This window comes from Agrobacterium sp. NPDC058088 (assembly GCF_042885035.1).
Lineage (GTDB): Bacteria > Pseudomonadota > Alphaproteobacteria > Rhizobiales > Rhizobiaceae > Agrobacterium.
Genome location: NZ_JBHVSU010000001.1, coordinates 990008 through 1015799 on the forward strand (window position 1 = coordinate 990008; position 25792 = coordinate 1015799).

27 protein-coding genes and 1 tRNA gene are annotated in these 25792 nt (G+C 58.5%); 14 read left to right on the top strand and 14 right to left on the bottom strand.

What is annotated here, in order from left to right; translation table 11 throughout:
* Positions 1-73: 73 nt before the first annotated feature.
* The 4 genes from secDF to ACFVTJ_RS04955 all read left to right on the top strand — a co-directional run bounded on the left by secDF (position 74) and on the right by ACFVTJ_RS04955 (position 4483).
* Complete coding sequence (gene secDF / locus ACFVTJ_RS04940; RefSeq protein WP_386905090.1) at positions 74-2638, top strand: protein translocase subunit SecDF; 2565 nt, start codon at positions 74-76, stop codon at positions 2636-2638.
* A complete protein-coding gene (locus ACFVTJ_RS04945) occupies positions 2638-3030 on the top strand; it encodes an Mth938-like domain-containing protein (protein WP_386905092.1) in 393 nt (130 codons plus the stop codon). The genes secDF and ACFVTJ_RS04945 overlap by 1 nt, the downstream gene beginning before the upstream one ends.
* Before the next feature lie 23 nt (positions 3031-3053).
* Positions 3054-3899 (top strand): phytoene/squalene synthase family protein, encoded by an 846-nt coding sequence (locus tag ACFVTJ_RS04950; RefSeq protein WP_386905094.1) that lies wholly within the window; start codon positions 3054-3056, stop codon positions 3897-3899.
* Between the two features lie 125 nt (positions 3900-4024).
* The gene (locus ACFVTJ_RS04955) at positions 4025-4483 is read left to right on the top strand and encodes a hypothetical protein (RefSeq protein ID WP_386905096.1); all 459 of its coding nucleotides are present in this window, start codon (positions 4025-4027) and stop codon (positions 4481-4483) included.
* Positions 4484-4501: 18 nt separating this feature from the next.
* Here the strand turns inward: ACFVTJ_RS04955 and ACFVTJ_RS04960 are convergent, their stop codons facing one another.
* Positions 4502-5437: a DMT family transporter gene (locus ACFVTJ_RS04960; protein WP_386905098.1), complete on the bottom strand. Its 936-nt coding sequence runs from the start codon at positions 5435-5437 to the stop codon at positions 4502-4504.
* Between the two features lie 193 nt (positions 5438-5630).
* Positions 5631-6374, bottom strand: a complete 744-nt coding sequence (gene lipB / locus ACFVTJ_RS04965; protein ID WP_386905100.1) for a lipoyl(octanoyl) transferase LipB — start codon at positions 6372-6374, stop codon at positions 5631-5633.
* Positions 6375-6563: 189 nt separating this feature from the next.
* On the opposite strand from lipB, the gene ACFVTJ_RS04970 reads away from it, so the two are divergent.
* Positions 6564-6648: transfer RNA gene (locus ACFVTJ_RS04970), tRNA-Leu, on the top strand.
* Positions 6649-7224: 576 nt separating this feature from the next.
* On the top strand, positions 7225-7650 hold the full coding sequence (locus ACFVTJ_RS04975) for a PAS domain-containing protein (protein ID WP_386905102.1): 426 nt from the start codon (positions 7225-7227) through the stop codon (positions 7648-7650).
* A gap of 73 nt (positions 7651-7723) precedes the next feature.
* Here the strand turns inward: ACFVTJ_RS04975 and ACFVTJ_RS04980 are convergent, their stop codons facing one another.
* The gene (locus ACFVTJ_RS04980) at positions 7724-7891 is read right to left on the bottom strand and encodes a Thivi_2564 family membrane protein (protein ID WP_003502827.1); all 168 of its coding nucleotides are present in this window, start codon (positions 7889-7891) and stop codon (positions 7724-7726) included.
* Between the two features lie 121 nt (positions 7892-8012).
* On the opposite strand from ACFVTJ_RS04980, the gene ACFVTJ_RS04985 reads away from it, so the two are divergent.
* Positions 8013-8441: an OsmC family protein gene (locus ACFVTJ_RS04985; RefSeq protein ID WP_386905105.1), complete on the top strand. Its 429-nt coding sequence runs from the start codon at positions 8013-8015 to the stop codon at positions 8439-8441.
* Between the two features lie 3 nt (positions 8442-8444).
* On the opposite strand, the gene ACFVTJ_RS04990 is transcribed toward ACFVTJ_RS04985, so the two are convergent.
* From ACFVTJ_RS04990 to ACFVTJ_RS05000, 3 genes are read right to left on the bottom strand one after another with little or no spacing between them, the layout of a single operon-like run.
* Positions 8445-8939: a peptide deformylase gene (locus ACFVTJ_RS04990; protein ID WP_386905107.1), complete on the bottom strand. Its 495-nt coding sequence runs from the start codon at positions 8937-8939 to the stop codon at positions 8445-8447.
* A 16-nt stretch (positions 8940-8955) separates the two neighbouring features.
* On the bottom strand, positions 8956-9255 hold the full coding sequence (locus tag ACFVTJ_RS04995) for a hypothetical protein (protein ID WP_386905108.1): 300 nt from the start codon (positions 9253-9255) through the stop codon (positions 8956-8958).
* A gap of 31 nt (positions 9256-9286) precedes the next feature.
* Positions 9287-11587: an FdhF/YdeP family oxidoreductase gene (locus ACFVTJ_RS05000; RefSeq protein WP_386905110.1), complete on the bottom strand. Its 2301-nt coding sequence runs from the start codon at positions 11585-11587 to the stop codon at positions 9287-9289.
* Between the two features lie 391 nt (positions 11588-11978).
* On the opposite strand from ACFVTJ_RS05000, the gene mgtE reads away from it, so the two are divergent.
* The gene (mgtE, locus tag ACFVTJ_RS05005; RefSeq protein ID WP_386905112.1) at positions 11979-13406 is read left to right on the top strand and encodes a magnesium transporter; all 1428 of its coding nucleotides are present in this window, start codon (positions 11979-11981) and stop codon (positions 13404-13406) included.
* 71 nt (positions 13407-13477) lie between these two features.
* Positions 13478-13864 (top strand): MerR family DNA-binding transcriptional regulator, encoded by a 387-nt coding sequence (locus tag ACFVTJ_RS05010; RefSeq protein WP_386905114.1) that lies wholly within the window; start codon positions 13478-13480, stop codon positions 13862-13864.
* A gap of 192 nt (positions 13865-14056) precedes the next feature.
* Here ACFVTJ_RS05010 and ACFVTJ_RS05015 read toward each other — a convergent pair whose 3' ends face one another.
* A complete protein-coding gene (locus ACFVTJ_RS05015) occupies positions 14057-15022 on the bottom strand; it encodes a heparan-alpha-glucosaminide N-acetyltransferase (RefSeq protein ID WP_386905115.1) in 966 nt (321 codons plus the stop codon).
* Positions 15023-15104: 82 nt separating this feature from the next.
* Complete coding sequence (locus ACFVTJ_RS05020; RefSeq protein ID WP_386905289.1) at positions 15105-15797, bottom strand: DUF599 domain-containing protein; 693 nt, start codon at positions 15795-15797, stop codon at positions 15105-15107.
* A 502-nt stretch (positions 15798-16299) separates the two neighbouring features.
* Between ACFVTJ_RS05020 and cobU the strand changes: the two genes are divergently transcribed.
* Positions 16300-16821 (top strand): bifunctional adenosylcobinamide kinase/adenosylcobinamide-phosphate guanylyltransferase, encoded by a 522-nt coding sequence (gene cobU, locus ACFVTJ_RS05025; protein ID WP_386905117.1) that lies wholly within the window; start codon positions 16300-16302, stop codon positions 16819-16821.
* Between the two features lie 40 nt (positions 16822-16861).
* On the opposite strand, the gene ACFVTJ_RS05030 is transcribed toward cobU, so the two are convergent.
* Genes ACFVTJ_RS05030 through ACFVTJ_RS05045 form a run of 4 tightly spaced genes read right to left on the bottom strand, consistent with a single transcriptional unit; the run spans position 16862 to position 21405 of the window.
* On the bottom strand, positions 16862-18940 hold the full coding sequence (locus ACFVTJ_RS05030; RefSeq protein ID WP_386905119.1) for a mechanosensitive ion channel family protein: 2079 nt from the start codon (positions 18938-18940) through the stop codon (positions 16862-16864).
* Complete coding sequence (locus ACFVTJ_RS05035) at positions 18937-19554, bottom strand: ParB-like protein (RefSeq protein WP_386905120.1); 618 nt, start codon at positions 19552-19554, stop codon at positions 18937-18939. Before ACFVTJ_RS05035 ends, ACFVTJ_RS05030 begins: the two co-directional genes overlap by 4 nt.
* Positions 19551-21164 (bottom strand): SulP family inorganic anion transporter, encoded by a 1614-nt coding sequence (locus ACFVTJ_RS05040; protein ID WP_386905290.1) that lies wholly within the window; start codon positions 21162-21164, stop codon positions 19551-19553. The genes ACFVTJ_RS05035 and ACFVTJ_RS05040 overlap by 4 nt, the downstream gene beginning before the upstream one ends.
* A gap of 25 nt (positions 21165-21189) precedes the next feature.
* The gene (locus tag ACFVTJ_RS05045; RefSeq protein WP_386905122.1) at positions 21190-21405 is read right to left on the bottom strand and encodes a hypothetical protein; all 216 of its coding nucleotides are present in this window, start codon (positions 21403-21405) and stop codon (positions 21190-21192) included.
* A gap of 115 nt (positions 21406-21520) precedes the next feature.
* Here ACFVTJ_RS05045 and ccoN point away from each other — a divergent pair, with 115 nt between their 5' ends.
* The 4 genes from ccoN to ccoP are packed head-to-tail and all read left to right on the top strand — an operon-like array spanning position 21521 to position 24915.
* Positions 21521-23143: a cytochrome-c oxidase, cbb3-type subunit I gene (gene ccoN, locus ACFVTJ_RS05050; RefSeq protein WP_386905124.1), complete on the top strand. Its 1623-nt coding sequence runs from the start codon at positions 21521-21523 to the stop codon at positions 23141-23143.
* Between the two features lie 9 nt (positions 23144-23152).
* Positions 23153-23884 carry a cytochrome-c oxidase, cbb3-type subunit II gene (gene ccoO, locus ACFVTJ_RS05055; RefSeq protein ID WP_386905126.1) on the top strand — a complete coding sequence of 244 codons (732 nt, stop codon included), beginning with the start codon at positions 23153-23155 and terminating at the stop codon, positions 23882-23884.
* 12 nt (positions 23885-23896) lie between these two features.
* Positions 23897-24049, top strand: coding sequence for a CcoQ/FixQ family Cbb3-type cytochrome c oxidase assembly chaperone (locus ACFVTJ_RS05060; protein ID WP_004441852.1), 153 nt, complete (start codon positions 23897-23899; stop codon positions 24047-24049).
* Positions 24050-24051: 2 nt separating this feature from the next.
* Positions 24052-24915: a cytochrome-c oxidase, cbb3-type subunit III gene (ccoP, locus tag ACFVTJ_RS05065; protein ID WP_386905129.1), complete on the top strand. Its 864-nt coding sequence runs from the start codon at positions 24052-24054 to the stop codon at positions 24913-24915.
* 54 nt (positions 24916-24969) lie between these two features.
* On the opposite strand, the gene ACFVTJ_RS05070 is transcribed toward ccoP, so the two are convergent.
* Positions 24970-25416, bottom strand: a complete 447-nt coding sequence (locus ACFVTJ_RS05070) for a VOC family protein (RefSeq protein ID WP_386905131.1) — start codon at positions 25414-25416, stop codon at positions 24970-24972.
* 16 nt (positions 25417-25432) lie between these two features.
* Positions 25433-25789 carry a VOC family protein gene (locus ACFVTJ_RS05075; protein ID WP_386905133.1) on the bottom strand — a complete coding sequence of 119 codons (357 nt, stop codon included), beginning with the start codon at positions 25787-25789 and terminating at the stop codon, positions 25433-25435.
* Between the last annotated feature and the right edge of the window lie 3 nt (positions 25790-25792).

The following is a 25792-nucleotide window of genomic DNA, read 5'->3' on the forward strand; positions in this document are numbered from 1 at the left end:
CGGACAACCGATGCCTGCTTCCGAATTTTGACGGGTTGCGCGTCGCGCGACCCCAACCTTGACCGAGATCGAAATGCTTCATTTTTCCCGTTGGAAAACAGTCTTCATCTGGCTGCTTGTGCTGGCAAGCGTCGTTATCGCCTCTCCCAACCTGTTTACGGACAAACAGCTGGAGGGCATGCCTGCCTGGTACAAGAACAACAAGGTAACGCTCGGTCTCGACCTTCAGGGCGGCTCGCACATCATGCTCAAGATCGAGCGTTCCGATATTGTCAAGGAACGGCTTGAAACGATCGTGGGCGATGTGCGCACGCAGCTTCGCGACGCCAACATCAAATATTCGGGGCTTACCGGTAACGGCCAGCTCGTCCAGGTTCGCATCAGCGATCCAGCGCAGATGGAAGCCGCCAAGACCGCACTTCGCGATCTGACGCAGCCGGTGTCCGCCGGAACGCTGGTCGGCGGCTCTATCACCGAAGTCACGATGAACGACGGCGGCGACAATCTGCTGCGTCTCAATCTGACGGATGAGGGCATCGATTACCGCCTGTCTTCGGCCGTTTCACAGTCTATTGAAGTGGTGCGCCGCCGCGTTGACGAAGTCGGCACCACCGAACCGCTCATCCAGCGCCAGGGTTCCGACCGCATCATCGTGCAGGTGCCCGGTCTTCAGGATCCGCAGCGTCTGAAGTCGCTTTTGAACCAGACGGCAAAGCTGTCCTTCCGCATGGTCGACACGACGATGCCGGTACAGGAAGCGATGAACGGCCGTCCGCCCGCAACTTCTGAAGTTCTCTATTCGCAGGACGATCCGCCGGTTCCTTATCTGGTGGAGCGGCGCGCGCTCGTTTCCGGTGACAATCTCGTCGACGCGCAGGCAAGCTTCAATCAGCAGACCAATGAGCCTGTCGTTACCTTCCGCTTCGACAGCCGCGGAGCGCAGCGCTTTGCGCAGGCGACGCAGCAGAATGTCGGCAAGCCTTTCGCCATCGTGCTCGACAATCAGGTCATCTCGGCGCCGGTCATCCGCGAGCCGATCATCGGCGGTTCGGGACAGATTTCCGGTAGCTTCTCGGTGCAGGGCGCGAATGATCTCGCGGTTCTGCTGCGCGCGGGTGCGCTGCCGGCCACTCTGACGGTGGTTGAAGAACGCACCGTCGGTCCGAGCCTTGGTAACGACTCCATCACCGCCGGCCTCACGGCCAGCGTCATCGGCGCCGTTGGCGTGCTCATCTTCATGTTCGTCTTTTACGGCTTCTTCGGCCTGCTGGCGAATATCGCGCTTATCGTCAACGTCGTCATGCTTCTGGCCGTCCTCAGTGTGATCGGGTCGACACTGACCTTGCCGGGTATTGCCGGTATCGTCTTGACGATTGGTATGGCGGTGGATTCCAACGTTCTGATCTATGAGCGAATACGCGAAGAGGTGAAAAGCGGTAAACCGCTGATCCAGTCACTGGATAACGGCTTCACCCGCGCCTTTGCGACCATTATCGACGCCAACCTGACGACGCTCATCGTGGCAAGCGTGCTGTTCTACATGGGCACCGGACCGGTCAAGGGCTTCGCCGTGACGCTCGCAGTTGGTATCATCACCACCGTCTTCACCGCCTATACGCTGACGGCGTGGATGTTCGGCTACTGGGTTCGCCGCAGTCGTCCGAAGCACCTGCCGAAGGGTGTTCGCACCGCCATGTTCGACGGTCGCGACATTCCGTTCATGCGCTATCGCCGCGTGGTGTTCCTGATCACCGGCGCTGTTATGCTTGCCTGCATTGGCGGTTTCGTGACCAAGGGTCTGAACCTCGGCATCGATTTCCAGGGTGGCTCGGTCATCGAAGTGCGTGCCAAGCAGGGCGAGGCCGATCTTGCGGATATCCGTGATCGCCTGAACCAGCTCAACCTCGGTGAAATCCAGGCGCAGAATTTCGGCACACCGCAGGATGTTCTCATCCGCATCCAGGCGCAGGACGGCGGCGAAAATGCCGAACAGTCCGCCATCACCCTGGTGCGTGGCGAACTTGAGGACAAATACGACTTCCGCCGCGTGGAAGTTGTCGGTCCGGCCGTGTCTGGAGACCTTACGTACACGTCCACCATCGGCATCCTGCTCGCGATGACGGCGATCATGGTCTACATCTGGGTGCGCTTCGAGTGGCAGTTTGCGCTCGGCGCGGTCATCTCGATGGTGCATGACGTGGTCTTCACCATTGGTCTGTTCGTCTTCCTGGGGATAGAATTCAACCTCACCAGTATCGCGGCGATCCTGACCATCATCGGTTATTCGCTGAACGACACCGTCGTCATCTATGACCGTATTCGTGAAAACCTCAGGCGTTATAAAAAGATGCCGCTGTCGATGATCATCGACGTATCGCTGAACCAGACGTTGTCGCGTACGATCCTCACCGGTCTGACGGTTCTTCTGGCGCTGCTGTCGCTGTATCTCTTCGGTGGTGAAGTCATCCGCTCCTTCACCTTCGCCATGCTCTTCGGTGTCGGTATCGGCGTGTTCTCGTCGCTCTACATCGCCGCTCCGGTGCTGATCGCCTTCAAACTGCGTCCCGATAACAAGGATGCGGAAGACGAGAAGGATGAAAAGCCCGGTAACGCCATCGGCGGCAAGCCTGCCGTCTGATGGCCGGCGGGATTGAAATACGCCCGGCCCATTTTCCCGGCCGGGCGCCCATAGATGCCTATGGCAATGGCGGGTTCCGCTTTGCCGACATGTCGCACCGCGGCTCTCTTCTCATGTTGCCTTCGGGCATTTACGGGTGGGAGCCCGTTGATGCGAAAGAATTGACCGTCGGGCATTTCGAAAAGGTTCTGGCGGAAGCGCAGGATATCGAAGTGCTGCTGATCGGTACTGGTGACGGCATGCGGATTTTGTCGAAAGAATTGCGTGCCGCCTTCAAGGAGGCGGGAATTTCGGTTGATCCGATGAGCACGGGGGCTGCCGTGCGCACCTATAATATCATGCTTTCGGAATCGCGCGCCGTAGCCGCGGCGCTGATTGCCGTCGAAGGCTGAAGGCGTTTCGCGCGCGGGGAACCATGGAACCCACAGAAAATCTCGACGTCTGCCTCGCGATGCTGCGCGACACCGATCGTGACCGCTATCTCGCCTGCCTTCTGTCGCCGGCTGACAAGCGCAACTCTCTCGCCGCACTTTATGCCTTCAACGCCGAAATCGCCCGCATCCGCGATTCTGTGCGCGAGGCGCTGCCCGGTGAGGTGCGCATGCAATGGTGGCGCGACCTTATCGACGGCAATCCGCACGGCGACAGCCAGTCCCACCCGGTTGCCGCAGCGCTTCTGACCACAATCGAGCAATATCGCCTGCCGCGCCCGGTGCTCGGCAATATGATCGAGGCGCGTATCTTCGATCTCTATGACGATCTGTTCGAGGATCGCAATGCACTTGAGGGTTACTCCGGCGAAACGGCCTCGGCCCTGATCCAGCTGGCAAGCCTGGTGCTTTCCGCTGATGATGCCGCTCAAAGTGCTGAAGCGGCGGGACATGCGGGTGTGGCTCAGGCCATGGCCGGAATGTTGCTGCTCATGCCGCTTCACCGGCGACGTGGGCAGGTCTATATCCCCGCCGACATGCTGGCGGCGGCTGGTCTCGATCGCGAAACCTTTCTCGAAGGTGAGGACAGGCAGCGCATCGGTATTGCTGTGGAAATATTCGCCGCCCATGCGCTCGATCATATCGAGAAGGCAAGGCGCGCGACGATCGCAAAAAATCTCTTTGCTGCCTATCTGCCCGTTGCCTTGTCCGGCCCGGTCATCGCGGCCGCCAGAAAGGCGGGGGCGGGGGTATTTGATGGCGATCTGCAATTGTCGCAGCTTCGCCGGCAATCGCTACTTGCGAAAGCATCTTTCCTCAAGCGTTTCTGATCGCACAAGGCGGCTGTCGCCGCGAGCCACACTTCACGCAAGCCTCGAGCTTTATGAACCCAGATTGGGTTCGTGTCGTTTCGAGTCGCGAATCGAGGGGTTTCGGTACTGAGGGAGCGTCCCGGATGAATTTGGCGATCTGGATTATCGTTTTCGTGCTGCTTTCTGTCTTTGCCGTTTATGCCTGGCGCATGTCGCGGGCGACCGAAGAGGACAGCAGCCATGATGTGGGGCAGGCGATCATGGATTTCGCCCGGGCCTTTCCCAATGAGGCGATCAGAAGCCTTCACATGACGGCGGATGGAGGCGCGGCTTTCGTGCGGCTGCACGATAACAAGGCCGGTTTCATGCGCAACATGGGTTCGCACTATGTCTGCGTGATGATCTATCCCGAGCGCATCCGGGTCGAGAGTCTAGAAACCGGCGATGGTTTCGTCGTCACCTTTTTCGACATGCCGAAATATAGCGGCTCATACCGCTTCAAATCCGCCGGAGAGGCGGCCGAGGTTTCACTTTGGCTGCTTGGCAGCCTTGTGGAGGCGCAGGATCATCACGACGAAGGGCCGCTGCCCTCAGGCGCCTGAACGGCTCCTCAGCCGCTGTCATTGCCCGTTGAGCGGCGGGGTGGCAGCGGACTGCTGGCCCTCGCGCCAGATGATGAACAGGCCGGATGCGACAATGATGAGGATGCCGAGCCATTTCGATGGGGTGGGGAAATCCGAAAATAGCGCGTAACCGAGGATCGTAGCCGAGATGATCTCGAAATACTGGAATGGCGCCAGCAAGGACAGCGGCGCCAGCCGGAAGGCCCTGACGATCAGCAGGTGCATGTAGCCGGATATCGATCCAAGCAGAACCAGCAGGACCAGCGCAAAGGCGGATTGCGGAAGCGAGACAACAAAGTCCTTGTCTCCCAGCGCATCGCCGACAAAAAGTGCGGCCGCCATGAACAGCGTGCCGGCGATGCCGGACATGGTCTGCATGACAAGCGGGCTGTCGGCATTACCGATTGCACGGTTGAGGAACAGATACAGCGTATAGAAAAAGGCGCAGGCGACGGGCAGGAGCGAGGTCCAGCCGAAGATCTCGAAACTCGGCTGGATGACGATCAGCGCGCCGCCAAAACCCACCACGATCGCCGTCCAGCGCTTCCAGCCCACCTTATCGCCCAGGAAGACTGCCGACATCATCGACAGCATGAAGGGTTCCACGAAATAGATCGCGAAGACGTCGGCCAGCGGCATGTATTTGACGGCAGCGAAGAACATCAGGCTTGCGGAGGCGTGCAGCACGCCGCGCAGGCAGTTCACCCACGGTCGCTTGGCTTTGAACAGTGCCCCGGGTGACACGGCCAGCAGCAGCGGCAGGGTGCACAGGACCTGAAAAAAGAATCGGTAAAAGGTCACCTGCGCCGGCGACATGCCACCGCTGACCGCCATGTATTTGGCGATTGCATCCATGACCGGCAGCACCAGCATGCAACCCGCCATGATGGCCATGCCCTTGGCGATATCGTTGAAACCGGTCCGGCTGGTCATTTGGAATACTGCACTTTCGGGCGGGAGGAGAGGTCAAAGATGACGTAAACAGTCGACCCGTCTCCAGTGCCCTGGCGGATTTCCGGTGCGTCAAGATCTTCATATCAACGACGAAGCATCAACGCACATTGCTTTTTATCATGCGTTTATCAGCGCCGCTGATACATCCGCGGCTATCGAACCGACGACGCCGTCAGGGCAGCGATTGTGCCGCAATGGCACCTTCAGTCACTGCCTCGCCAAATACCTCCTCAAAGGCCTCGCGCAGCAGAACGTCGACATCGCCGATCATAACCGGCAATCCGAGATCGACAAGGCTGGTAACGCCGTAGGCGCTGATGCCGCAGGGTACAATGCCGGAAAAATGTGAGAGGTCGGGATCCACGTTGATCGAGAGACCGTGAAAGCTCACCCATTTGCGCAGACGGATACCGAGCGCGGCGATCTTGTCCTCTGCCATGCTACCGTCCGGCAGGAGAGGTTTTTCCGGCCGTCTGACCCAGACGCCGACGCGGTCCTCGCGCCGTTCGCCGCGGACGTTCATCTTGTCGAGCGTGCGGATGATAACATCTTCCAGCGCCGCTACATAAGCGCGGACATCTTGCCGCCGGCGTTTCAGGTCGAGCATAACGTAGACGACGCGCTGTCCGGGACCATGATAGGTGTATTCACCGCCGCGCCCCGTGGCGAAAACGGGAAAACGGTCCGGCTCGATGAGATCGGCGACATCAGCACTGGTGCCCGCAGTATAAAGCGGCGGATGCTCCAGAAGCCAGACGAGTTCGTCGGCTCCGCCGTTGGCAATAGCGGCAACCTCACGCTCCATCTCTTCTATAGCCTGCCCATAAGGGACGAGACCTTCCGAGATTCGCCAGCGAACGGGCGGCGAACCAGCAGCGGGGAACATATTTGTCTCGATATCGGTGCGTGTGAGCATGAAAAAGTCCTTTCCACAGCCTTCTCGCAAAATGGCGAGAAGGCCGCAACCCCAGCATTTCCGGGCTTCCTGCATATAGGATGGTGCAGTGCGATTTTTAATTTCAAAAAACTGTCACGACGCTCTTGTGCACCCAAAATCCTTTTGCTACATGCACCCCCGTCGGCGCAAGTCGACGCCTACCACGATGCGGTCGTGGCGGAATTGGTAGACGCGCAGCGTTGAGGTCGCTGTGGGGCAACCCGTGGAAGTTCGAGTCTTCTCGACCGCACCAAAGAAACCCGCTTCGGCGGGTTTTTTCTTTTTAGCCAATTGCTTAGCTCTTGGCGTTCTGGACGCCGACAGGCTCGTTGGACCGAAATGGGCAATTCTCCGGTCACGCCGATGTGATTTTCTCCACAGCTGTATACTTGAGTTTTGGGGCGGCAAATCATGGGATTGCCGCCATCACGGCTCGTTGCGCGCTAGCGTCGGATAATATTCGATGCTGTCCCGTTTCCCTGATGGTTGCCATCGCCGACGCGATAAGGATCGCCGTCCATGACCTGATCCATCCGCCATTGACTTCCGCGATATGGGCTCTCCCACGTTTGGCATCCCGTGAGAGCGACTGTCACGATCAGCATTCCGAGAGCGAGAGTGGATTGTCGCATATTGGCCTCCTTTGAAATTTCTTCGCTGGATTATGTAGGAGCAGGTTTCCGGCTTTGCGATATCTCGTCGACATTTATCGGTCCGCCGAACGAGCATGCGTATCAAACCGCGAATAAATTTCGGTGGATATCAATGCACGCTCTGGTGGCTTGCTGTTCGACCCTAATAAAACAAGGGGTGGAATATCAGAGGTCTGATGTTAGCTTTTGTCAGGAAAAAATGTCTGGGGGTTTTCGTGCTGGGAGACAAAACGGATTCAGACAATGCGCTTGGCTACTACATGTGGAGCATTTCCGATAACCGGCTGATCATGGATGCGGTCACGGCGGAATGTCATGGCTTTTCCCAAGAGGTTGCGTCACGCGGCGTGACGATCGAGGAGATTCTGGAGAGAATCGATTTCGAAATGCGTGACCAGGTGGCGCAGGCGATTTTTGAGAGCATTACGACAGGCGTCTTTTTCGACCAGCGTTACAAGGTTCATCTGCCTGATGGTTCGAGCCGTTGGATCGTGGCGAAGGGCAGGGCGATTTTTGACGCTGATAATACGCCGTTTCTCGGCATCGGCAGCGTCCGGGACATCACCGTCAAGAAGGCTTTTCAGTTCGAGCCTCGCCAGTAGCGACAAGGTCGGCGACCACTGCGCATAAAAAAGGCGGCTTTCGCCGCCTTTTTCGTTTCGCTCCGCCGGGACATCAGAAAACGGCGAGATATTTCAGTAGCGAAATAATACCGATTATGATGACAATCACCTGGGCGATCTGTTTTGCACCGCCGCCGACCGGCAGTCGCGCGATGAGCCACAAGACAAGCACGATCACCAGGAAGGTGATGAGAATGCTGACGAGCGTAGATGTAACCATATGTCCCAGCTCCCTGTAAAATAAAGGTTCAACGGTCGTTCACCGTCGTGTGAATAAAAAGCGCCAAACGGTTTTTTGTTCCATACGGTTGGTTGCGCGCGATTAAATTTGGATTCTCTTGATGGTGGATGGTGCAAAAGTGAAGCTGAGACCGGTGGGCGCCAAGGCCAAAGTCGGGCGGCTTGGCCGGCCGACGGTTTCGTCGGTGACCGGCGGTTCTCTGGAGATCGTGACAGGTGTATCGGAGCCCGGCTTCAACCCGATCGATCTTCTTTATTCGTCGCTTGCAGCTTGCCTTGCGCTGAGCGCCCGGATTGCGGCAAGCCGGTTGGGAGTGCTTGATCGCTTCGAAGGTGTCGCCGTCGACGTTTCAGGGGAAAAATCCGCAGACGAGCCCTATCGTATTCTCCGTTTCGATATAAGCATCGAGATAACAGGCGCTTTCGATGACGCGGCCCGCGACGCAATCGCTCATATGGCGGAGGATATCTGTACCGTCAGCAACACGCTGAAGGGCAATGCGGAATTTGCGCTGTCGATAACTGGCTGACCGTCACGGTTTTCGGGATTTTTCCCACTTCTTCACCAACCGGTCGCGCTTGAGCTTGGAGAGGCGCTTAAGCCAAAAAATACCGTCAAGCTGGTCGATCTCGTGCTGGATGCAGATGGCGTGGAATCCTTGGGCGGTTTCCGCGTGTTCCGCGCCATTTATGTCCTGAAACCTTACCTCGACCGTAGAAGGCCGCTCCACCTCGTCGGTGAAGCCCGGCATCGACACGCTGCCTTCAACATGCCGCATGGTTTGAGGGGAATGGCTGATGATTTCGGGATTGATGTAGGTCAGGACGGTGCCCGGCGTCAACTCGAGCACGAAGACGCGTTGTAGCACACCAATATGGGCCGCTGTGATGCCGACGCCCGGAGCGGCGCGCATCGTGTCGACCAGATCAGTGACCAGTTGCCGCAGATGGTCGTCAAAAGCCGTAACCGGCCCGCAGATCTCGGAAAGACCAGCATGGGGGTAGGGCAGGATCGGCCTGATTGCCAAGGAATGCTCCTTCGTTTCAAATGCGCAAGCATGGGGCGGCAAGCGCCCGTCCTTCAGCGCTGACCTCCAGAAAGGTGCGCTGGGTCCGGGCGTCTCGTTTCGTCTCCCGCAGGAAGCGGGGCGACAGGCTTGTGATTTCGCGCAGAACGAGGGCATGCGCAAGCCCCAGCCGGTTGGCGATGCTGCGGCTATCGGTTGCAATGTCCTGATGGATCGCAAGAAGGATTGCGGCTCCCGTCGCTGTCAGCGCTGGGGAGGCTTGCTGGAGTTTTCCCACAGCCGCCAGAAATGCCGCTGCGGATCGTTCTTCATCCATCAGGCGACATCTCGCTCACGGGGCATCCGTTTCATCGGGCATCGGCGAGCAAGCGGACGGAAACCAACACCGATTTCGATGTCGGCGTGAAGCTGCCTTCGCCGTGGCTCGCCAGAGGCACCAGCACGTTCAGTTCCGGATAATAACCGCCGACGCTGCCGCGCGGGATATTATAGGGCACCAGACGGAAGTTCCTGGCGATGCGCTCCACCCCGTCGCCATATTCGCCGATGACATCGACACGCTGGCGGGAATGGGCGCCAAGCGCCTCCATATCCTGTGGGTTCATGAAAATGACCTGGCGCTCGCCATAGACACCGCGATAGCGGTCATCCATGCCGTAGATCGTTGTGTTGTATTGATCATGGCTGCGGAAGGTTTGCAGGACGAAGAGATTGTCGCGGGTCAGCGCCTGCTGGTGCTCGGTCTTTTCAGGCAGGGGGCCGCTATAGAAGGTGGCCTTTTTCGCCGGCGTGTTCCACTGCCGTTCGGCGGCCGCGTTGCGCAGATGAAAACCGCGGGGAATGCGGACGCGCTCGTTGAAATTGTCGAAACCCGGAATGACCCGTTCGATCATGTCGCGGATGAGGTCGTAATCATCGGCGAGCGCCTTCCAGTTCACATTGATATTGCCGAGCGTCGCTTCGGCAATGCCAGCGATGATGGCGACTTCCGAACGAAGCATATCCGATGCCGGCGGATTGATACCGCCGGAGCCATGCACCATGCTCATGGAATCCTCGACGGTGACGATCTGCGAGCGACCGGCAGAATTGCGGTCGATTTCCGTTCGGCCGAGGCAGGGCAACACGAAGGAGGTTTCGCCCGGCACCAGATGCGAGTGGTTGAGCTTGGTGGCGATGTTAACGGTGAGCCTCTGTTTTTCGAACGCCTTGACGATCAGCGGGCTGTCGGGCGTTGCCCGCATGAAGTTTCCACCGAGCGCGATGAAGCTCTGCGCCCTGCCATCCAGCATGGCGGCCACGGCCTCAACGGTATTGTGGCCGGGCTTGCGCGGCATGGGAACCCCAAGCTCTTTTTCCAGTGCATCAAGAAGTGCCGGCGGTGCTTTCTCGTCGATGCCGACGGTGCGGTCGCCCTGCACGTTGGAATGGCCGCGCACCGGGCAGAGGCCAGCGCCGGGACGGCCGACATTGCCCCGCAGCAGCATGAAATTGGTGATCTCGCGAACGATCAGGACCGAGTGCCGGTGCTGGGTGACGCCCATGGCCCAGGTGGCGATGACGGAACCGGCATCCATGTAGATGTCGGCGGCTTCCTCTATTTCCGCGCGGGTCAGGCCGGACTGGTCGAGGATGCTCTCCCAGCTCGTCGCATCGACGGCGGCGCGATAGGCCTCGAATTCGGCCGCATGTTCGGCAAGGAAGTCGTAGTCGATGATGGCGGGCTCGCCCGCCGCCCTTGCGGCATCATCGGCGGCAAAGATCGCCTTGCTCATGCCGCGCACCGCCGCCATGTCACCGCCCTGACGCGGCTGGTAATAGTTGGTGGCGATCTTCGTGCTGCTGCCGGTGATCATTTCGATCTTGTCCTGCGGGTCGGCGAAACGCTCCAGACCCTTTTCCCGGATGGGATTAAAGACGGCGATACGAGCACCGCGGAGGGCGGCGCGGCGCAAGTCGCCCAGCATGCGGGGGTGGTTGGTGCCGGGATTTTGCCCGATGACAAAAATGGCGTCGGTCTGTTCGAAATCCTCGAGCAGCACCGTGCCCTTGCCGACGCCGATCGATTCCTTCAGGCCGACGCCGCTTGCTTCGTGGCACATGTTGGAGCAATCGGGGAAATTATTGGTGCCATATAGCCGCACCATCAACTGATAGAGGAAGGCGGCCTCGTTGGAGGCGCGGCCGGATGTGTAGAATTCCGCCCGGTCGGGGCTGTCGAGGCTCTTGAGGATGCGGCCGATCTCGGCAAAGGCATCGTCCCAGGAGACGGGCAGATATTTGTCGCTCGCCTGGTCATACCGCATCGGATGGGTAAGGCGGCCCTGTTTTTCCAGATCATAATCGGACCAGCCCCGCAGTTCGCAGACGGTGTGGCGGGCAAAGAAATCCGGTGGCACCCGGGCCTCGGTCGCTTCCCATGACACCGCCTTGACGCCGTTTTCGCAAAACTCGAAGGAGGAACCGTGTTCGGGGTCGCCCCAGGCGCAGCCCGGGCAGTCGAATCCGTCTGGCTGGTTGGTCTTTAACAGTGTGCGTGCGCCGGAAATTGGCGCACCGGATTCCAGCAGGCGTTTACCGACGCTTTTGAGTGCGCCCCAGCCTCCTGCGGCGGAGGATGCCTTGCCGATGAAATCCGTCTTGCTCATGGTCATGATTCCCGGGATGTGTCTTCTTGCGCCCGCCTGCCGGCGTTTGCCGTTTGTCAAAATCAACTTCAAAAGCGCTGATCCACATCGCCTGTCAATGTCTTAATTGTGCATTGCAGTAAAACCAATATGGCCTGTGCGACACTTGAAAAGGGAACGTCGTAAAGGGGGCGGGCGTTGTCGCAAAGCAAGCCGCAAAGATTGGCTAAACATGCTTATGGCCACGGGCTGAAACCCCGCGGACAACAGAAAGAGGAATGTTGAATGGATTTTTCGCCGCAGTCGGAAAGCTTGTTCATTTGCCGCTATCCGGTTGTTGACAATATACCTTTTAACGCCATTCTGCCTGCGCATCCGTGCACTGCGGCATTTGAATACAAGGGGACGCCAGATGACAGACCGTGACGACGATCCTGTCGCGCCCGAAGACGTGAAACCCACGGAAGCGCTCTCCGATATCTACGCAGAAGACGGTTCTGTGCGCTCCGACTTTCTGACGATGGTGGGTGCGGCAATCGCTGACCGCGACCTGCTTTTCCTGCGCAAGAACGTCGCGCGGCTGCACGAATCCGAACTCGGTGATGTCCTCGAATCCATCCTGCCCGAGCAGCGCCACGCTCTCGTCAGACTGCTGGGTTCCGATTTCGACATGACGGCGCTGACGGAGGTGGATGAGGGCATCCGTCTCGATATCGTCGACCAGATGTCAAACGAGCAGATCGCCGCCGGTATCGGCGAGCTCGATTCGGACGACGCGGTCTACATTCTCGAAGACCTCGATGACGAGGACCGCGAGGATATTCTCTCGCAACTGCCGTTTACCGAACGCGTGCGGCTGATGCGGGCATTGGATTATCCGGAGAGCTCAGCCGGCCGCCGCATGCAGACGGAATTCGTCGCCGTGCCGCCGTTCTGGACCGTGGGACAGACCATCGACTACCTGCGTGAAGAGGAGGAACTGCCCGATTCCTTCACGCAGATTTTCGTCATCGACCCGACCTTCAAGCTTGTCGGGGCGCTTGATCTCGACAAGGTGCTGCGCGCCAAGCGTCAAGTGAAGATCGAAACGATCATGCACGAGACCAACCACTCCATTCCGGCCGAGATGGACCAGGAAGAGGCGGCGCAGCTTTTCGAGCAATATGACCTTCTCTCCGCCGCCGTGGTCGATAATAATGGCCGGCTGGTCGGCGTTCTCACCATCGATGACGTGGTCGACGTCATTCAGGAAGAGGCGGAGGAGGACTTGCTTCGTCTGGGCGGCGTGGGCGACGAAGAACTGTCGGATAGTATCGCCAGTACGTCGCGCTCGCGTGTGCCATGGCTTGCCGTCAATCTTATTACCGCCTTCCTCTCCGCTTCGGTCATCAGCTTGTTCGATGCTACCATCCAGCAGATTGTCGCGCTGGCAATCCTGATGCCGGCGGTTGCCGGCATGGGCGGCAATGCCGGCTCGCAGACCATGACCGTTTCGGTTCGGGCGCTTGCCACCAAAAGCCTCGATATTCACAATGCCGCCCGCATTATCAGGCGCGAGGCTGGTGTGGGTATCTTGAACGGCATGCTGTTCGGCTGTGCCATCGGTATTGTCGCCGGTGTCTGGTTTCAGGATATCCATATCGGCGGCATCATCGCCACGGCCATGTGTCTCAACATGCTGGCAGCGGCGCTTGCCGGCATTCTTATTCCGCTGGTTCTCGACAAGTTCGGCGCGGACCCCGCCGTTTCCTCCGCTGTCTTCGTGACGGCGGTGACGGATATTGTCGGCTTTTTCGCCTTTCTGGGGATCGCGACCTGGTGGTACGGTATTTCCGGATAGCGGAGATGGGCAAAAATTGACTTTTACGTGAAGGTCAAATAATATCTTCCGGTTATGAATCGGATAGGCCCTTGGACAAGTATTATAGCATAACCGAACTGACACGCGAATTCGGTGTTTCCACCCGCACCCTGCGATTTTACGAGGACGAGGGGCTGATTCACCCTGAACGTCGCGGTCGCACACGGCTTTTCAGGGCTGCGGACCGCCGTTTGATCCAGGAAATCCTGCGCGGTCGCCGTATCGGTTTCACGATTTCCGAAATTCGCGAGATCATTCACGTCTACAAGGAACCGCCGGGCGAATCGGGTCAGCTGGTGATGCTGATGAAGAAGGTCGATGAAAAGCGCGCCGAGCTTCGGCAGAAACGCAAGGACATCGAAGAGACGCTGGCGGAACTCGACAATGTCGAAGAAGCCTGTCTGACGCGGCTTGCCGAAATCGGCGTAGGGACTTGAGCGAAATTTCGGGCGTTATCAGCGCTGCGTCATCGGCTAAGAATTAATATTTCTCCTCCGTCATCCTCGGGCTTGTCCCGAGGATCTGCTACCGTTAAATTTTGGGGAAGCCTGGACAGATCTTCGGGTCAAGCCCGAGGATGACGCCGAGTGCGAATGGGACCGCTCGAATACGTCGGCCCCATCAGCCCTTTACTGCGCCTCAACCGTACACTGCTGTGCCACGTCGCTGACCTGCGTCTGCTGATCCGCGGTCAGCTTGCCTTCCATCATGATGTCAAACAGGCTTTCCGCTTGTAGTTTCTCCAGTGTGCAGCCGCAGAAACGCTGGCACAGTTCCACCCCGTTAGCCTGCTCGACGCAGCTTTTTTCACAGCTCGATTTGTAAAGTTCGACCTGATCAACCGGCGGAGGCGGGGCGATGAGGGAGAGTGCATAAACGAGGCCGATCAGCACCGGTTGGTGGATGAGGTAGAAGGCGAGGCTATGGCGGCCGGCACTGGCAACCAGATTGCGCGGTGAGCTTGGATTGCGAAAACGGTCCAGCCAGCCGCGTGGCGTGACGAATTGGGAAACCGCAAGGCCGCCGAGGAAGGGTGCGAGCCAGGGCAGCAGCGGCACGTAATCATTCGAGCGCGGCGGCATGGTGGAAAAGCCGATCCAGGCCAGCCATTTTGCGTTGAAAAGATCGGATTGCAGATATTGCGGCAGGATAAACGCAATGATCGCGAACAGCAGCGTCACGGGCGCGGGTGCCCGCAGGAACAGCAGTCCGACGAGGCTTGCGGCAGCGATATTGTGCAAGATGCCGAAGAAGATGAAACTGTCCGGGAAGGCGAAATAGGTGGCGACGGTGATGAGCAGGGCCGAACCGGCCACCATTGCAAAACGCTTGCCGAAGGACGGCCGGTTCAGCCCCTTGCCATGGGCGAGAAACAGGCTGAAGCCGGCAAGAAACAGAAACGAACTGGCGATGCCGCGCGCATAGAGCTTCCAGAGACCCGTGGTTGCCGTGCCGGGTTCAAGATAGCCGAAATATTCCAGATTCCATGTGAAATGGTAGGACGCCATGGCAAGGAGCGCGAGCCCCCTGAGGGTGTCCAGCCCGCCTATGCGGCCTTTGCGGCGGTTTACATTTGCGTCTGCGTCTGTGTCCATGTTTTCCGCTTTTCGAGGGGCCGACATTCACTTGGGTTCGCTTGAAATGATGCGTGGGCTTGGCCTTTTAAGTGCGGCTATTTCAAGGCCGGTTTTCTTCCATGATGGCGCGGCGGGCTTCTGAAAAGAACTGGCGGCGCAACAGAGCGACGATGATGATGACGGTGCTGGCGATGAAGACATAGGGGCTGATGAACCAGCCGAGATAACCGATGGACAGAAAGATCGTCCGCAGGCCGTCATTAAAGTTCTTAGCAGCGATGATGTTCATCTTTATGACGTTTTCGGCCGCACGCTCGGCCGCTTCGCGATCCGCTCCGACATCGTGGACCATGGGAATGGCGCCGAACAGGATGGTGCAATAGTTGAACAGGCGATAGGACCAGCCGAATTTGAAGAAGGAATAACCGAACAGGCAGGTGAGCCCGATGACCTTCAGTTCGAAGGCCGTGCGCCCGGCATAATGCACGAAGGGCATGTCCCGAAACACCGATTCGACCTGTTCGGTCGCGCCCAGAAGGGCAAAACATCCGCCGATGGCGAAGATGGAGGTGGAGGCGAAAAAGGCGGTCCCGTTCTGCAGGCCGGCCATGATCTGCGTGTCGATCATCTTCAGGTCGCGCTTCAGCGAATTCATGATCCAATCGCGACGGCGCCCGGCCATGGCCTGATTGAGGCTGGTTCTCGAAAAAAGCGTTCTCCCTGTCGTGACATGCGTATAGGCAGCCCACAACAGGATGAAAACGACGATCGAGATATAGTCCATGATGGTCATCACGGGCAGGCTACCTTGCTTTTCCACGAATCTTCGAAAGCATATTGATTTGAAGGCTATGGCAAGGCAATGGCGGCGATGGCCGTCACCAGAATTCTCTTTTGACCTCGCCGTTTCATCAATCGGTTTTTTGCTAACTTTCCGGTAACCAAGTCGCTTTATCAATCCTGTCGCGGACGACAGGTCTGCCGGTTCCGGGTCAGGTTTTGCGTACCGGTTCCGTGTGATATTCCGGCGCGGACGCCCGCCGATTGACAGGATGGCCTTTCGCCCCTAGCCTTTCATCAGGACCGGTGTTTCCGGCATCCGGGGTAACCAGGGCTTTTGATGTCCCGCATCCTGCAGGCAGGTCTTGTTTCTCCGGTGCGGTATCAGCGGCAGTCCGGCATGAACAACCGGGGGACGCCTTTTTCTACGAATCGTTCCCTTCATGACCGTATGTCTCTGGCTTGCGACACCGCAAAGATGCCGGTCCGCTTCATTCTTTCCTTTCAGGTTTCCCATGACAGATAAAAACCGCTCCGTTTTCATTCTTGGCGGCGCGCGCTCCGGCAAATCGCGTTTTGCCGAGGAACTTGCGGGCAAGGCTGGCGGGCACCTGCATTACATCGCCACCGGCCGGGCTTGGGATGACGAGATGCGCGACCGTATCAGCCACCATCAGGAACGGCGCGGCGTTGAATGGACCACCCATGAAGCCCCTGTCGATATCGCTGCCGTTCTGCTGCGGCTCGATGACCCGGAGAACATCATACTTATCGATTGTCTGACATTATGGCTCACCAATCTGATGATGGAAAACGCCGATATGGAAGCGGCCTTTACGGGACTGGAGACAGTGGTTGCATCGTCTCGGGCAAGGCTGATCCTCGTCTCCAACGAGGTCGGCCTCGGCATCGTGCCGGAAAACCGCATGGCACGCGAGTTCCGCGATCACGCCGGCCGCCTGCACCAGCGAATTGCGGCCATTGCCAGTGAGGTTTATTTCGTTGCGGCAGGGTTGCCGCTGAAGATGAAGGGCTGAAATGGTCCTGAGCTAACCTCGGTCGCTCTTCTGTGACGCATCAGGGCCGAAAGCTTTCGGTCATTTCAGGCGGCGGTTCCTCGGGTGGTTGCGACCCTGATTTTGCCTTTCCGGGAGAGGTGCCGTTCATCGTCGCGAATTCGATGCCGTTCTTCTCAAAGGCATCCTTCAGCATTGAATAGGCCTTTCGACGGATGACCGATTGCTGACCACTCGGTTTTACCATCATGCCGAAACCAAGTGTCATGCCGTATTCCCCGAACTGTTCGACACCCTTGAGCTTGACCGTCTCGATGAGAAGCGGCCCGAATTCCGGATCCTCCTTCAATTCCCTGCCAATCTCGCGGGTAATCGATTTCACTTTTGCAAGGTCGGTATCGAAGGCAACGGTCACCAGAAACTTGTCGATCGACCAGTCGCGGCTCATATTTTCGACGGCGCCGAGCGATCCGAAAGGCACCGTGTAGATGGGGCCGCGGTGGTGACGCAGTTTCACCGAGCGAATGCTGAAGGACTCCACGGTTCCCTTGTAGGAACCACTCTGAATATATTCACCGACCCGGAAAGCGTCATCGATCATGTAGAAGACACCGCTGATGATGTCCTTCACCAGCGTTTGCGAACCGAAGCCGATGGCGATCCCGAAAATCCCGGCGGAGGCTAGCAGGGGCCCTATGTTGACCCCAAGCTCCGACAGAACCGTCATGACACTGACGGCTCCAATTACGATCCCCAGCATGTTGCGCAGGATCGGAAGGATCGTCTGCAGCCTGTCGTCCGAGGCCGACACGCCGTGCTCTCCCGTCGCCGGAGCATTCATCTCCAGCCTGCGCGCAATGACTGTCTTGATCGCCACCCAGAAGAGGTCTGCAAAAAGCAGGACCAGGATGCCATGCAGGAGGCCGGTGAACATCGCGCTCACGGTCGACCCGCCCGGAAGCGCGCCGGGATGGTTTCGAATGAGGAACAGGAGCCATATGACAGCGGCGCCCAGCACCAGCAGCCTGACGCTGCGTTGCGCCAGAACGGGGCGGAAATCCGTCTCGGAATAGCCCCCGATGGCGGTCGCGGTTTTTCGCGCTGCTATTCCCAGAGTACCCACGGCACCGGGAAGGACCAGCGCAAAAAATCCCAGCCAGAAAAATACGCCGGTTCCCGCGATCCACAAGGCAAACAGGATGAACAGGTAAAAGGTCAAAGCTACGTCCAGCGATCGTCGGCGTTCGGTATTCGCGTCCGCTTGCGGCTGGCGCCAGACAAAATAGACGCCTAGGGCGAAGAGCGCGGCGATCATCGCATAGGAGATGAGTTTGACCACGGCAGCCATCGCTCCAAGGCTCGCAAGCGTACGAAGCACGGCCCAGCACACCACCGTAAAGGTCAGGAGATCGAAAGAGCGTGAGAGCCAGAATTTGCGCCGCGAATTTTGGCCGTCATTGATGACCCGTTTCAACAGGTCAACGACCGCTTTCACGAGCGGAAGGCCGATGCTGACCACAAGCCAGGGAAGCAGAACCGCGCTCAAGAGTGGCGACCATGGGATGGTGAAGAACATGATCATTGCCGAAAGGCCATATCCCATCGCCGGCAGCAGACGTCTCGAGGCGGTCGCGAGAGCAAATTCGGCGACATTGCCGGGCAGAGCGCGCGCGGCGCGAGCGGCGGTGATCCGGTAGGTCGCGATGCCGGCTGCGATACCCACGCCGAAAAGCAGTGCGACATGGGAAAGGAAACGCAAAGCGCCATAGGTCTCGATTTCATTGACGAGCGTTCCGCCCGCCTTCGACAATTCACCTGATATTGCCGGGGCATCACCCGCCAGTCGTGCCAGATGTTCGCGCCGCTTGCTTGCCCACTGGTCGAGCGCGCTTATGTTGCTTTCATCAGGTGCGGCTATATCCGACGTATCAGATAGCCGCTGCGCCAGAAGGGTGCGAACATCATCCTGCCCCATGAGGTTGAGGAGCTGATCGACTTTCTGTTCGGTGGTCTGATCAGTCGGAGTTGCGGGTGTTGCGGTCTGAGCGAGGACGGCGGAGGGGGAGGAAAACAGGCAAAGGGCCAGGTAAAGAGCCGGCAGGCGGGCCCAAAGCCTCAAAATGCGGGATAAAACATTCATTCCTCAACCCCACACCAGCCCGGAAGATGCCGAGCCTCCCGTGATTTCGCCAGTTTCATCGCTTCGGCCAGTGCTTCGTCAAAGGAGTCGACGAGGAGATCATGATTGATTCGACGTCTCAGAAAATCGGCCCAGCCAAATTCGGAGAAGGGAATAATCACTTTCGCATACCCTCCGGCCATGCGCAGGGCCCCGGCAAGCGATCGAAAAGGATCGTCCTCGAGATCGTTTACGTTTTTCGGGATGTCGGCGGGTTGCCGCCGCAGACCATGTGCATCAAAGGGGTAGATCATGTTGCGATGGTCCATTACCGACCAGAACTCATCCTTGCCGAGGTGGGAAAACCTCGCGACGACGCTTGTCAGCACATGTTCCACGCCTTCCTTTGAGAGTGCAAGAACGAGATGGTGGTGATCGATGAGATAAATCCTGTCTTTGGGACCGGCGACGACCGGAACGATGTGGCTCCCCAGGAAACCGTCTCCGTCTTTTTTCCTTGTTTCACGCCACTCTTTTCTTTTCAGCTCGACCTCACGGAAGCCCACGGCGATTTGTGTCGGTCGCAGTTTATCGATGGCGATACGAGACAGGCGGGGCTCATAAACGTGCGTCATTTTTCCTCCTTGAAGCCGTCCATCGCGGCGACGGCGTCGTCAACGCTGTAGTTTGCCCGACGCAAGAGATCGTCTCCACCACCGGCGGCGACAACGTCGCGCACGGCATCATGCATTCGGGCATAGAAAATCCCGATGTTGCGACCGCGCAGGTTGGCGTCGAATTCCAGCAGCGCGTCAAGCGCTGTCGTATCGAGTTCGAATATTTCTTCGAGGCTGATAATGACGGCCTTTATGTCCGATCTCGCGAGGATGCGGCGGGTGATTTCCGCAAATGTCGGCTCGGCATTTCCAAAGAACAGCGGTTGCGCGGGGCGAAGGACGAGCGTGCCTGCCGGCGCGGTAGCATCCGGGTGCCTGCTAACCTCAACGAAGTCATGGGTGTCGCCAAGGCGGCCAAGCATCACGATGCGCGGGGATGAAAGTCTCCGCAGAAACACGGCGAAAGACAGCACGATTGCGGCCAGCATTCCATTCAGCACACCAAGGAACAGCACGCCGGCGGTCGCCGTCAGGGCAAGTGGAAGGTCCTGCCGCAGCCGCCACAGCCTGATAAACGGAGACGGATCAAGGGCATGGAGCAGGGCGACGATGATGATGGCAGAAAGGGCTGCATGCGGGATGAAGGCAAACCAGTCGGCCGCGACAAAAGTGAAGCCAGCCAGTCCGATTGCCGCGATGGCCGAGGCCAGTCTGGTGCGCGGATTGGCGGCTTCGCTTGCAGCACCGGCGGAAAATCCGGCCCCGACGGGCATGCCCTGCAAGGCGGCACTTGCGACATTCGCAAAGCCGAGCGTTTTCAGTTCGCGATTGGCATCCACGGTTTCCCCGTGCCGTAGCGACAGGCCTCTTATCGTTCCCCAGGATTCTGCAAACAGGATCAGCACAAGCGGCGGGGCGAAACGTGCCACATGCGCCAGTTCGTCAAACGAAATCGCGGTGAAGTTTCCCCAGATGCCGGACAGATCGATGGTGCCGACAACATCGACGCCGCGTTGCTGCCAATCGAATACCACCGAAAGGGAGATTGCGAGGGCAATGATGATAAGGCTTCCCGGAAGCTGCGGATAACGTCTTGCGAAAAGCAGAAGGACAAGGGCGGCGATGCCGATCGCCAGGCTGAAACCGTTCCATTGGCCTGGGTTGGTCAAGATTTGCCAGATCGCCTCGAATGTTCCCGGTCCCGCATTCGGCATGCCGAAGATAGCGGGGAACTGTTTGAGGGAAATGAGGATTGCCAGTCCGAAGGCGAAGCCACGCAGCACGGGTCTCGAAATGATGCTCGACAGAGCACCCAGCCGCAATGCGCCGGCGGCAAGGAACAGGAGCCCGACAAGAAACACCGCGACCGCGACCAGCAGCATTTTTTGGCCGGGCTGCGGCACAAGTGCGGTCAGCATCGCCGCAAGGATTGCGGCGGATGATGAGGTGGGCGAGATGATGGCGAAACGGCTCTGGCCGAGAAGGGCATAAACGAGACAGCCTGCCATGGCTGCATAGAGAGCGTGCTGTGGTGGAACACCGGCAATGCCGGAATAAGCGATCGCCTCCGGCAACATCAACCCGGCGACGGAAAGCCCTGCGAGAATATCCCGCCCCTTGTTACCCATGCCGCACCGTGATCCCCGCCAGAGTTCATACGCCAAGACAGATCATTTCCAACGACGATATCAGGATTAGCGCGAAGTCTCGATGGAAATCCAGTGGCTTGGCGGCGCGGATCGATGGATTTAGACGCTGACCGAAACCGCTGCGACAAGGCCCGGCGTTTTTATTGTTCGCAATTCGTTTCATGAAACCGCGCCCTGTTTTACCGGGCTGCGACAGCTTCGCTTTCTTGATCTGGATCAAGGTGACCTTCCACTCCCGGTGGCAATGCTCCAACCGACGCAAAGGCGCGTTTCCGCTCTCCCAGGCGCGTGCCGTGCCTTTCGTCGGTCGGCTTGCACGTTGGGGGAAACCAACAATGAATTACACGTTAGAAACCGCGATTGTGGCCCTGGGGGCCTTTCTCGCGTTGCTCGGGGCAGCCTTTGCCCATGACAGTCTTTTCGCCGCCCATATGTGGGTGCTGTTTTTTACACTGCTGGTCAGTACGGTGCTTCTTTTGCGCCGTGTCTCCTTTGCGCCTGTCGATCCGGCCGTGCGCGCCCGCCGCAATTCGGAATATTTTGACGAGGTGGTGAAATACGGTGTGATCGCCACCGTCTTTTGGGGCGTCGTCGGTTTTCTGGTTGGGGTCGTCGTCGCGTTGCAGCTTGCCTTTCCCGATCTCAACATCGCCCCCTATTTCAATTTTGGTCGCATGCGGCCGCTGCACACCTCGGCGGTGATCTTCGCTTTCGGGGGAAATGCGCTGATCGCCACCTCATTTTATGTGGTGCAGAGAACCTGTCGCGCGCGCCTGTTCGGCGGTGATCTCGGCTGGTTCGTGTTTTGGGGCTACAACCTCTTCATCGTCATGGCCGCCACGGGCTATCTGCTCGGCATTACGCAAGGGCGCGAATATGCGGAGCCGGAATGGTACGTCGATATCTGGCTGACCATCGTCTGGGTCGCCTATCTCCTGGCGTTCCTCGGCACCATCCTGAAGCGCAAGGAGCCGCATATCTATGTGGCCAACTGGTTCTACCTCAGCTTCATCGTGACGATTGCCATGCTACATATCGTCAATAATCTGGCGATACCCGTGTCGTTCCTCGGGGTGAAGAGCTATTCGGCCTTTTCGGGCGTGCAGGATGCGCTGACGCAATGGTGGTACGGCCATAACGCCGTCGGCTTCTTCCTGACCGCCGGCTTCCTCGGCATGATGTATTATTTCATTCCCAAGCAGGTGAACCGCCCGGTCTATTCCTACCGCCTGTCGATCATCCACTTCTGGGCGCTGATCTTCATGTATATCTGGGCCGGCCCGCACCACCTGCATTATACGGCGTTGCCGGACTGGGCGCAGACGCTGGGCATGGTGTTCTCGATCATGCTGTGGATGCCCTCATGGGGTGGCATGATCAACGGTCTGATGACGCTTTCGGGCGCCTGGGACAAGATCCGCACCGATCCCATCGTGCGCATGATGGTGATGGCGGTTGCCTTCTACGGCATGGCGACCTTCGAAGGGCCGATGATGTCGATCAAGGCCGTCAATTCGCTCAGCCATTATACCGACTGGACCATCGGCCATGTGCATTCGGGTGCGCTTGGCTGGAACGGCATGATCACCTTCGGCGCGATCTATTACCTGACGCCGAAACTGTGGGGCAGGGAGCGTCTCTACAGCCTGCAACTCGTCAACTGGCATTTCTGGCTCGCCACGATCGGCATCGTCATCTACGCCGCCGTCATGTGGGTGGCCGGCATCCAGCAGGCGCTGATGTGGCGCGAATACGATACCCAGGGCTTCCTCGTCTATTCCTTCGCGGAATCGGTCGCAGCGCTGTTCCCCTACTACGTGATGCGCGCATTGGGCGGCCTGATGTTCCTCAGCGGCGCGCTGATCATGGCCTACAACGTCACCATGACCATCCTCGGTCATCAACGCGAGGAGGGCGCCAGCAAGGGCGCGGCTCCTTCGCTGCAGCCTGCTGAATAGGAGAGGCCGATGTCCATACTCGACAAACACGGCGTCATCGAACGTAACGCCACCCTGCTTCTGGTCGGCTCGCTGCTTGTGGTTTCGATCGGCGGTATCGTGGAAATCGCACCGCTCTTCTATCTCGAAAACACCATTGAGAAGGTGGAAGGCATGCGGCCCTACACGCCGCTGGAACTGGCCGGGCGCAACATCTACATCCGCGAGGGATGTTATGTCTGCCACAGCCAGATGATCCGTCCGTTCCGCGACGAGGTGGAGCGCTACGGGCATTACAGCCTGGCGGCAGAATCCATGTACGACCATCCGTTCCAGTGGGGCTCCAAGCGCACCGGGCCGGACCTCGCGCGCGTCGGCGACCGTTATTCGAACGAGTGGCATGTGCAGCATCTCGCCGATCCACGCTCGGTGGTGCCGGAATCGATCATGCCGTCCTACGCTTTTCTGAAGACGACGGCACTCAAGGTGACGGATGTCGACATGGAGCTGAAGGCAAACCGCGCGGTCGGCGTGCCCTATAGCGACGAGATGATCGAAAAGGCGGGCGCCGACATGAAGGCGCAGGCTGACCCGAATGCCGATACGAGCGAGCTTCTGATGCGCTACCCGAAGGCGAAGGTCGGCGATTTCGATGGCGATCCCGCAAAGCTTACCGAAATGGATGCTCTGGTCGCCTATCTGCAGATGCTCGGCACGCTGGTCGATTTCTCGACCTATGACGATGCTGCCGGATATCGGTGAGGAGGCGAAACGATGGAAACCTACACAGCCATGCGCCACTTCGCCGATAGCTGGGGTCTGCTTGCCATGACCCTGTTTTTTGCCGGCGTCGTCATCTTCACGCTTCGCCCCGGTTCGAAAAGGGCCGCGGACGATGCGGCCAGCATTCCGCTCAGGGAGGACTGAACATGTCCGAAAAACACATCGATAAAATCAGCGGCGTCGAAACCACCGGCCATGAGTGGGACGGTATCCGTGAGCTGAACAACCCCATGCCGCGGTGGTGGGTATGGACCTTCTACTTCACGATCCTCTGGGCTATCGGCTACACCATTGCCTATCCGGCATGGCCGCTGATCTCAGGCGCGACGCAGGGCGTCCTCGGCTGGAACAGCCGCGGCGAGATCGCTGCCGATTTGGCCGCTGCAAAACAGTCGCAGAGCGCTTTTGTGGACAAGATCGCCAGTTCATCGCTTGCGGACATCCAGGCAGACCCGACGCTGAGGCAATTTGCCCTTTCCGGCGGTGCAGCCGCTTTCAAGGTCAATTGCATCCAGTGTCACGGTTCGGGTGCCGAAGGCGGGCAGGGTTATCCGAACCTCAATGACGACGACTGGATGTGGGGCGGCAGCGTCGACGACATCTACACGACGGTGAAGCACGGCATCCGTTTTGCCGATGATCCTGACACCCGTATATCGGAAATGCCGGCTTTCGGCGACATTCTGAAATCGGATGAAATCCGCGAGGTTGCGGCCTATGTCACCAGTCTGACGGGAACGCCTTCCAATCCGGCGCTTGTCGAACCCGGCAAGCAGCTCTTTGCCGATAATTGCGCCTCGTGCCACGGCGAAGACGCAAAGGGCAACCGCGAGTTCGGCGCGCCCAATCTGGCCGATGCGATCTGGCTGAAGGCGCATGGGGAAGAAGGTATCGTTGCGCAGATCCGTTCGCCGAAACATGGGGTGATGCCTGCCTGGGGCGAACGCCTTGGCGATACGACGGTCAAGCAGCTGGCCATCTTCGTGCACTCGCTGGGTGGCGGCGAGTGAAGCAATCGCAATGTAAGGAAGGGCGCCGCTGAGGCGCCCTTTTTATTTTTCCGATCAGGTGTTTTCGGCCCGTCCATCCGGATATTCGGCGGGTCCCTTCAACTCGATCTTGTTGCCGAAGGGATCACGGAAGTAGAACGAGTGCCCCATCCCCCGCGCGCCGCCATGAAAGGCTTCCTGTTCGATCGTGACGTTAAATTTCGCCAGATGTGCGCGAAGCGCATCATGGTTCAGAGGACCGGTCGCGATGCAGATGTGATCGACATTCCGTCCTCCGGCGACGGGCGGAGCAGCCTTTGTGCCACCGGGATGCGTGACATCCCACAGCACGATCAAGGCATTTCCGCACCAGACCTGTTCCATCCCGAGATCAGGGTAAGAGTAACCATCAGTACACCCCAGCACGTTCCGGTAAAAATCGAGCGCCCGCGTCATGTCGTCGACGATGAAGACGATGTGATCGATACCGACCAACGAAAAAGGCGGCGTTGTCAAAGTCATGGCGGATTCCTACCGATCAGTTTTTCGACCAGACGGCCAGTTCATACCCGTCCGGATCGGTGAAATGGAAACGCCGGCCGCCGGGAAAAGCGAAGGTCGCGACGCTGATCTGGCCGCCGGCGGCTTCGACACGCCGCTGCACATCCTCGATATCGGCGGCGTAGAGAATGACGAGCGGTCCGCCCTTGGCCGAAACCGGAGCCGTGGTGGTGAAGCCGCCCGTCAGACGGCCGTCGGAAAACTCGCAATATTGCGGACCGTAATCCTTGAAGGTCCAACCGAAAGCGCCCCCGTAAAATTCCTTGGCTCGCTCGATGTCGGAGACGTTGAATTCGACATAATCGATGCGCCGGTCATTGGTATTTTCTGTCATCAT

Bases quoted from the DNA above. Each gene is read 5' to 3' on its own strand.
- ccoO (WP_386905126.1), top strand. From the start codon at position 23,153: ATGTCCATACTCGACAAACACGGCGTCATCGAACGTAACGCCACCCTG.
- ACFVTJ_RS05020 (WP_386905289.1), bottom strand. From the start codon at position 15,797: ATGACCATCATGGACTATATCTCGATCGTCGTTTTCATCCTGTTGTGG.
- ACFVTJ_RS05030 (WP_386905119.1), bottom strand. From the start codon at position 18,940: ATGAATGTTTTATCCCGCATTTTGAGGCTTTGGGCCCGCCTGCCGGCT.
- ACFVTJ_RS04945 (WP_386905092.1), top strand. From the start codon at position 2,638: ATGGCCGGCGGGATTGAAATACGCCCGGCCCATTTTCCCGGCCGGGCG.
- ACFVTJ_RS05015 (WP_386905115.1), bottom strand. From the start codon at position 15,022: ATGGACACAGACGCAGACGCAAATGTAAACCGCCGCAAAGGCCGCATA.
- ccoN (WP_386905124.1), top strand. From the start codon at position 21,521: ATGAATTACACGTTAGAAACCGCGATTGTGGCCCTGGGGGCCTTTCTC.
- ACFVTJ_RS04955 (WP_386905096.1), top strand. From the start codon at position 4,025: ATGAATTTGGCGATCTGGATTATCGTTTTCGTGCTGCTTTCTGTCTTT.
- ACFVTJ_RS04975 (WP_386905102.1), top strand. From the start codon at position 7,225: ATGTTAGCTTTTGTCAGGAAAAAATGTCTGGGGGTTTTCGTGCTGGGA.
- ACFVTJ_RS04985 (WP_386905105.1), top strand. From the start codon at position 8,013: ATGGTGGATGGTGCAAAAGTGAAGCTGAGACCGGTGGGCGCCAAGGCC.
- ACFVTJ_RS05035 (WP_386905120.1), bottom strand. From the start codon at position 19,554: ATGACGCACGTTTATGAGCCCCGCCTGTCTCGTATCGCCATCGATAAA.
- ACFVTJ_RS04950 (WP_386905094.1), top strand. From the start codon at position 3,054: ATGGAACCCACAGAAAATCTCGACGTCTGCCTCGCGATGCTGCGCGAC.
- ACFVTJ_RS04995 (WP_386905108.1), bottom strand. From the start codon at position 9,255: ATGGATGAAGAACGATCCGCAGCGGCATTTCTGGCGGCTGTGGGAAAA.
- lipB (WP_386905100.1), bottom strand. From the start codon at position 6,374: ATGCTCACACGCACCGATATCGAGACAAATATGTTCCCCGCTGCTGGT.
- mgtE (WP_386905112.1), top strand. From the start codon at position 11,979: ATGACAGACCGTGACGACGATCCTGTCGCGCCCGAAGACGTGAAACCC.
- ACFVTJ_RS05075 (WP_386905133.1), bottom strand. From the start codon at position 25,789: ATGACAGAAAATACCAATGACCGGCGCATCGATTATGTCGAATTCAAC.
- ccoP (WP_386905129.1), top strand. From the start codon at position 24,052: ATGTCCGAAAAACACATCGATAAAATCAGCGGCGTCGAAACCACCGGC.
- ACFVTJ_RS05000 (WP_386905110.1), bottom strand. From the start codon at position 11,587: ATGAGCAAGACGGATTTCATCGGCAAGGCATCCTCCGCCGCAGGAGGC.
- cobU (WP_386905117.1), top strand. From the start codon at position 16,300: ATGACAGATAAAAACCGCTCCGTTTTCATTCTTGGCGGCGCGCGCTCC.
- ACFVTJ_RS05060 (WP_004441852.1), top strand. From the start codon at position 23,897: ATGGAAACCTACACAGCCATGCGCCACTTCGCCGATAGCTGGGGTCTG.
- ACFVTJ_RS04960 (WP_386905098.1), bottom strand. From the start codon at position 5,437: ATGACCAGCCGGACCGGTTTCAACGATATCGCCAAGGGCATGGCCATC.
- ACFVTJ_RS04980 (WP_003502827.1), bottom strand. From the start codon at position 7,891: ATGGTTACATCTACGCTCGTCAGCATTCTCATCACCTTCCTGGTGATC.
- ACFVTJ_RS05070 (WP_386905131.1), bottom strand. From the start codon at position 25,416: ATGACTTTGACAACGCCGCCTTTTTCGTTGGTCGGTATCGATCACATC.
- secDF (WP_386905090.1), top strand. From the start codon at position 74: ATGCTTCATTTTTCCCGTTGGAAAACAGTCTTCATCTGGCTGCTTGTG.
- ACFVTJ_RS05040 (WP_386905290.1), bottom strand. From the start codon at position 21,164: ATGGGTAACAAGGGGCGGGATATTCTCGCAGGGCTTTCCGTCGCCGGG.